Here is a 6,471-nt window from a genome sequence, read left to right as displayed (position 1 = left end):
GCCGAGGAAGCCGTCACCGCGATCCAGGAGCACTTCACCGAACAGGGCCGCAAGACCACCCGGCTGCGCGTCTCGCACGCCTTCCACTCCCCGCTGGTCGAACCGGCCCTGGCCGAGTTCCACCTGGTCGCGCAGAGCGTGTCCTACCGGCCGGCGCTGATCCCCATCGTCTCGAACGTCACCGGCCGGCTCGCCACCGACGCCGACCTGGCCTCGCCCGCCTACTGGGTGCGCCACGTCCGCGAGGCGGTCCGCTTCACCGACGCCGTCCGCCACCTCGCCGCGAAGGGGGTCAACCGGTTCATCGAGCTGGGCCCCGACGCGATCCTGACCGCGCTGACCCGCACGACGCTGGACACGGACGATGCGATCATCGAGCCGGTGCTGCGCAAGAACCGCCCCGAGTCGCGGACCCTGCTGACGGCCCTCGCGCACCTGCACGCGGCGGGCGCGCGCGTCGACTGGTCGGCCTTCTACCAGGACACCGCGGCCCGTCCCGTGGCCCTGCCCACGTACCCCTTCCAGCGGGAGCGGTACTGGATCATCGAGAACCCGCTCGGCGGTGACGCCTCGGCCTTCGGCCTGACCCCGGCCGGGCACCCGCTGCTCGGGGCGGTCATCCCCTCCCCCGACACGGACGGGATGACGTTCACCGGACGCCTCTCCGTCGACACCCACGGCTGGCTGGCCGACCACGACGTTCTGGGCACCGTGCTGCTGCCCGGCACCGGCTTCGTCGAACTCGCCCTGCACGCCGGGGAGCAGGTCGGCTACCCGGCGCTGGAAGAGCTCGTCCTCCAGGCGCCGCTCGTCCTGCCCGAGCGCGGCGGCGTCGCGCTCCAGGTCTCCGTCGGCCCCGACGACCTGGGCCGCCGTACGATCCGCATCCACTCGCGGCACCAGGACGCCCTGCCCGACGCCCCGTGGCTGCTGCACGCCGAGGGGCTGCTCGGCACGCAGCCCGCCGCGGCCGGTACCGATCTGGCCGCCTGGCCGCCGGCGGGTGCGCAGGAGGTGCGCGTGAGCGACGCGTACGAGCTCCTCTTCCGGCAGGGCTACGACTACGGCCCGGTGTTCCAGGGGCTCAAGGCCGCCTGGCGCGAGGGCGAATCGGTCTACGCCGAGATAGAACTGCCGGAGGAAGCGCACGACGAGGCCGCCCTCTTCGGCATCCACCCGGCCCTCCTCGACGCGACGATGCACGCGCTCGGGGTCGGCGAGGGGGTCACCGGCGAGGAGCAGACGGAGCTTCCCTTCTCCTGGTCGGACGTGTCCCTGCACGCGGTCGGTGCGACCTCGCTGCGGGTGCGGATCACCAAGCACGGCGAGAACAACCTCTCGCTGGACCTCGCGGACCGAAGCGGCGCCCCGGTGGCCTCCATCGGCTCGCTGACGTTCCGTCCGGTCTCGCCGGAGCAGCTCGGCGGCGGACAGCAGGACGCGCTGTTCGAGATCGCCTGGCGTGCGGCGACTGCCGCCCCGGCCGCCGCCCCCGAGTTCCACGTATGGGACGAGCTCCCCGCGGGCCCGGTATCGGGCGCGGTGGTCTTCCCGGTCCCGCCGACCGACGACACGCTCCCCGTTCCGGAGGCGGTCCGCGCGACGGTGGGCGCAACCCTCACCACCCTCCAGGAGTGGCTGGCCGACCCGCGGTTCGAGGGGTCCACACTGGTCGTCGCGACGCGCGGTGCGGTGGCCACCGACGCCGGGGAGGGCATCGACGTCGTACAGGCGCCGGTGTGGGGTCTCGTACGCGCCGCCCAGGCGGAGAACCCGGGCCGGATCCGGCTCACCGACCTCGCGGCGGGCGGCACGGGCTCCGAGGGCCTGGCGGCGGTCGTCGCCTCGGCCGAGCCGGAGAGCGCGCTACGCGAGGCGGGCCTGCTGATCCCGCGCCTGACGCCGGTGAGGGACGCGGCCACCGGCACTCCCCCTCTCGACCCGGAGGGCACGGTCCTGATCACGGGCGGCACGGGCGGCATAGGCGCCCACCTGGCCCGCCACCTGGTCACCGAGCACGGCGCCCGGCACCTCGTCCTGACCAGCCGCCGCGGCCCGGACGCGGAGGGCGCGGCCGAGCTGACCGCCGAGCTCTCGGAGTTGGGCGCGGACGTCACGGTCACGGCGTGCGACGTGACGGACCCGGCCAACATCACCGCGCTCCTGGCCTCGATCCCGGACGCGCACCCGCTCACCGGTGTGGTCCACGCGGCGGGCACGGGAGACAACGGCCTGATCGCCACGATGGACGCCGACCGCCTGGACCGGGTCCTCGCCCCCAAGGCCGACGCGGCCTGGTACCTGCACGAGCAGACGCGTGAACTGCCGCTGGCCCTGTTCACGCTGATCTCCTCGGCGGGCGGGCTCACCCTGGCCGCCGGTCAGGCCAACTACGCGGCGGCGAACACCTTCCTCGACGCCCTCGCGACGCACCGCCACGACCGGGGCCTCGCGGCCCGGTCCCTGGCGTTCGGCCTCTGGGCCACCCGGACGGGCCTCACCGAAGCCATCGAGGAGGACGTCCGCCTGATGGCGGCCCGCGGTCTCCCCGCCCTGGAAGTGGACGAGGCCCTGTCCCTCTTCTCCTCCTCGCACACCAGGGGCGGCCCGGCCCTGGTCCCGCTCCGCGTGGACACGGCCACGCTGCGCACCAGGACGGACCTCCCGGCACTGCTGAGGGCCCTCGCCCCCCAGCCCACCCGCTCCACGACCCGGACCGCCGACCGCGGCACGGACCCGGCGGCGCTGGTGGAGCGCCTGTCCGCCCTCCCCGCCAAGGAGCGCGAGCAGGAACTCCTGGACGTGGTACGGGCCCACGCCGCGGCCGTACTCGGCCACGCCGGCCAGGACGCGGTCCGCGCGGACCGCGGCTTCCTGGACCTCGGCTTCGACTCGCTGACGGCCCTGGAACTCCGCAACCGCCTGGGCGCCCTCACCGGCTCCCGCCTGACCCCGACCCTGATCTTCGACTACCCGTCCCCGATCAAGCTGGCCACCCACCTGCGCGAACTCCTCTTCGGCACGGAGGACCCGCAGGACGACCTGAGCGCCGCCACGGCGGAGGAACTGTTCGACATCCTCGACGGCGAGGAGATCTTCCAGTAGGCCCGCGCACCACCCCATCCCCACAGGCCCCCACCCCACAGGCCCCCGCCACCCCGTGGCGGGGGCCTCGTGCCGGAGTGCAGTGGTTCTCCAGTGGGGCTTGGGAGCTTGGGGGCTTCACCTCGACACGTCGTCAAGTCGTCATGTCGTCCCGCCCTCACCTGGAGGCAGTGCATGTCCGCGTCCGTCATCGAGCGCCCCGCCGCGGCCCCTCCGGCGGGGGCCCCGCGCCGCTCGCGCCCCGGGCTCGCGCTCGCGGTCATCGCGGGCTGCAATGCGATGATCCAGCTCGACGACCCCATCATGAACATCGCGCTCCCCGGCATCCGCGCCGATCTCGGGCTCTCCGCGCTCGCCGCCTCCTGGGTGATCGGCGCCTATCTGCTCGCCTTCGGCGGTCTGCTGCTGCTCGGCGGCCGGGCCGGCGACATCCTCGGGCGGCGCAGGGTCTTCGTCGCGGGCGTGGCGCTGTTCACGGCCGCCGCCGCCGTCCGGGCCGTGGTGCCCAGTGGTGAACTGCTGATCGCCGTACGTGCCGTGGAGGGCGCGGGCGCCGCGGCCGCCGCGGCCAACGGGTTCGTCCTGATGCTCAGCACCTTCGCCGAGGGGGCCGCCCGCAAGCGGGCCATCGCCGTCTGCACCGCGGTCGGCGCGGCCTCCACCGCCGGCGGTCTGCTGCTGGCGGGCGCGCTGACCTCGGCCGGCTCCTGGCGCTGGGTGCTGCTGCTCAACGTCCCGATGGGCGTGGCGATCGTCCTGCTCGCCCCGCGCGTGATCGCGGAGACCGGGCGGATCCGCGGCCGCTTCGACCTGCGGGGCGCGCTGCTCTCCGCGCTGGGCGCCGCCGCCCTCGTCTACGGGCTGTCCCAGGCGGCCGAGCACCCGTGGAGCGACGTCCTCGTCGCCGGTCCGCTGCTCGGCGGGCTGGTCCTGCTGTCCGTGTTCGTCGGTACGCAGCGCCGCGCGGCCGAGCCGATCGTCCGGCTCGCCCTCTTCCGCGACCGGGACCGGGCGCTGGCCTTCGCGAGCATGCTGGTCCTGCCGGGCGGGCTCATCGGCGCCTACTTCTTCCTGAGCCAGTTCTTCCAGCAGCACCACGGCTGGTCCCCGCTGGAGGCGGCCCTCGGTCTGCTCCCGGTGCCGCTGACGATGGCCGCCATGGCCGGCGCGGGCGTACGGGTGGAACGGGCCGTCGGCCCGAAGCCGATGATGGCGATCGGCGCGGCCGCCCTGATCGCCGAGAACCTGTGGCTGTCGCGCCTCGGGCCCGCCGACGCGTACCTGACGGGCGTACTGCCCGCGCTGGTCCTGCTGGGTGCGGGCATGGCGTTCTGCGTGATCCCGCCGACCGTGCTCGCCACCTCGGGGCTGCGCCCCGAGGAGCTGGGCTCGGCGGCATCCGTGCTCAACGCCCTCCAGTCGGTGGGCGGTTCGCTGTGCATCGCCCTGATGGTGACCGCGTCCGCGGGGTACGCCGACTTCTCGGACACGATGTCCGCCGGCTTCACCGCGGGCGCCGCCTTCGCGACGGCGGCCCTCCTGATCGCCCTCTCCCTGCGCCCGCGCACCCGCCCCCGTACGTAGGCCGCCGCGCCGCACCCGCGACAGCGCGTCAGCACGTCAGCGCGTCGGCACGCCGGCCCCCGTACGGATCCTGCCGGGTCCGTGCGGGGGCCGTTGCGGCTACTTCAGCAGGGTCTGGAACTCCGCGAAGTCGAGGACGCCGTCGTGGTTCGCATCGGCCTGCTCCATGACCTCCTTGACGTTCTCCCTCAGGTGCCCCTGACCGCCCTCCGCCTTGAAGCGCTGTGCCAGCTCGCCGATGCTGATCCGCCCGTCGCCGTCCGTGTCGATCTCGTCGAACAGACCCTTGAGTTCGGCCTCGGTCATGACGTTCCCCTCTCGCAACCAACAACAGGACCGTGAAGGTCCACATGACCCACCACCCTGGCAGACGGCCTCCGCCTGCCAGCGCGCCGTACCCCCGAACGGGTGTATCCCCCACGTGCGTCAGGGGGTTGGCCCCACCCGCAGCGGGGTGGGTGGCGGGATCGTCCGCCCCGGTCGCATCCGGACATGCTGGGACCGGCATACGTCGCCGGTTTTCCGATGATTCCTCAGGAGTTGGCCCATGGGTGAGCAGGACCTGCCATCGCAGACGTCTCGTACGCGGCCGCAGTCACGTCGGCGGAGGCGGGGGCGGAGGCAGGGGCAGGGGCGGCGCGGCCTCGCCGCCGCCGCGGCAGCCGCCCTCACCGGCTGCGTCCTGGCGACGGGCCTCCTCGCACCGCCCGCGGCGTTCGCCGCCGCCCGGCCGGACCCTGGACGACAGCGCCCCGTACGGCCGGACCCCGTACGGCAGGGGCTGGACGCGCTGGTGCGTGACGACGGCCTGCCCGCGGCGCTGGCGAGCGTCACCGACGCCGCGGGCCGCACCCGTACGTACACCGCGGGCGTCGGCGACCTGGCCACCGGCTCACAGGTGCCCACGGACGGCCAGGTGCGGGTCGGCAGCAACACCAAGACCTTCACCGCGGTGGCCGTACTGCAACTGGTCGGCGAGGGAAGGATCCGCCTCGACGCCCCGGTCGACGCCTACCTGCCGGGCCTCCTGCGCGGAGAGGGCATCGACGGCCGCCGCATCAAGGTCCGCGAGCTCCTCCAGCAGACCAGCGGACTGCCCGACTACACCCGGGCGGACCTGGCGCCCCGGTACTACGCGCCCCGCGAGCTCGTCGGCTTCGCCCTCCGGTACAAGGCCGATTTCGACCCCGGCACGCGATGGGCGTACAGCAATACGAACTACGTCCTGGCCGGCCTGATCGTGGAGGAGGTCACCGGCCACCCCCTCTCCGAGGAGCTGGACCGGCGCATCATCCGGCGCATCGGGCTGCGCCACACCTATTTCCCCGCCCCCGGTGACGCGACCATCCGCGAGCCCCACCCCCGGGGCTACTACCGGGACTCGGCGGACGCCCCGCTGAGCGACGTCACCGAGACGGATCCCTCCTGGGGCTGGGCGGCCGGCCAGATGATCTCCACCAACTCCGACCTCAACCGGTTCTTCACCGAACTCCTGGGCGGCGGTCTGCTGCCGCCCGCCCAGCTCGCCCAAATGCGCACCACCGTCCCCGCCGGGTACCCCTTCGACCCCCGCGCGCGCTACGGGCTGGGGCTCGTGAGCACGCCGCTGTCGTGCGGCGGTGTCTTCTGGGGCCACGGCGGCAGCTTCCCCGGGTACGAGACCCGCGGCGGGGTCACCGACACCGGCCGCGCCGCCGCCGTCGCGGTGACGGCCCGGCCCCCGGACGCGGCGGGCATGAAGCGCTTCGAGCACCTCGTGGACACGGCCCTGTGCCGCTGACC

General features: G+C 74.0%; 4 protein-coding genes. 3 read left to right on the top strand and 1 reads right to left on the bottom strand.

The genetic code is table 11. The features are described 5' to 3' along the window. Positions 1-3,105, top strand: a 3,105-nt coding sequence (locus AB0M92_RS33225; RefSeq protein ID WP_366106063.1) for an SDR family NAD(P)-dependent oxidoreductase, incomplete at its 5' end; no start/stop codon positions are given. A 174-nt stretch (positions 3,106-3,279) separates the two neighbouring features. Continuing rightward, positions 3,280-4,689 carry an MFS transporter gene (locus AB0M92_RS33220; protein ID WP_366106062.1) on the top strand — a complete coding sequence of 470 codons (1,410 nt, stop codon included), beginning with the start codon at positions 3,280-3,282 and terminating at the stop codon, positions 4,687-4,689. Between the two features lie 99 nt (positions 4,690-4,788). On the opposite strand, the gene AB0M92_RS33215 is transcribed toward AB0M92_RS33220, so the two are convergent. Next, the gene (locus AB0M92_RS33215) at positions 4,789-4,995 is read right to left on the bottom strand and encodes an EF-hand domain-containing protein (protein WP_366106061.1); all 207 of its coding nucleotides are present in this window, start codon (positions 4,993-4,995) and stop codon (positions 4,789-4,791) included. Positions 4,996-5,236: 241 nt separating this feature from the next. Between AB0M92_RS33215 and AB0M92_RS33210 the strand changes: the two genes are divergently transcribed. Continuing rightward, positions 5,237-6,469 (top strand): serine hydrolase domain-containing protein, encoded by a 1,233-nt coding sequence (locus AB0M92_RS33210; RefSeq protein WP_366106060.1) that lies wholly within the window; start codon positions 5,237-5,239, stop codon positions 6,467-6,469. Positions 6,470-6,471: the final 2 nt, after the last annotated feature.

The organism is Streptomyces sp. NPDC051582, from assembly GCF_040681715.1.
In the GTDB taxonomy this organism is placed as follows: Bacteria; Actinomycetota; Actinomycetes; order Streptomycetales; family Streptomycetaceae; genus Streptomyces.
This window is presented reverse-complemented; position numbering and strand designations above follow the sequence as displayed.

Excerpts from the sequence above, each read along its gene's own strand:
- AB0M92_RS33220 (WP_366106062.1), top strand. The coding sequence starts at position 3,280 with ATGTCCGCGTCCGTCATCGAGCGCCCCGCCGCGGCCCCTCCGGCGGGG.
- AB0M92_RS33215 (WP_366106061.1), bottom strand. The coding sequence starts at position 4,995 with ATGACCGAGGCCGAACTCAAGGGTCTGTTCGACGAGATCGACACGGAC.
- AB0M92_RS33210 (WP_366106060.1), top strand. The coding sequence starts at position 5,237 with ATGGGTGAGCAGGACCTGCCATCGCAGACGTCTCGTACGCGGCCGCAG.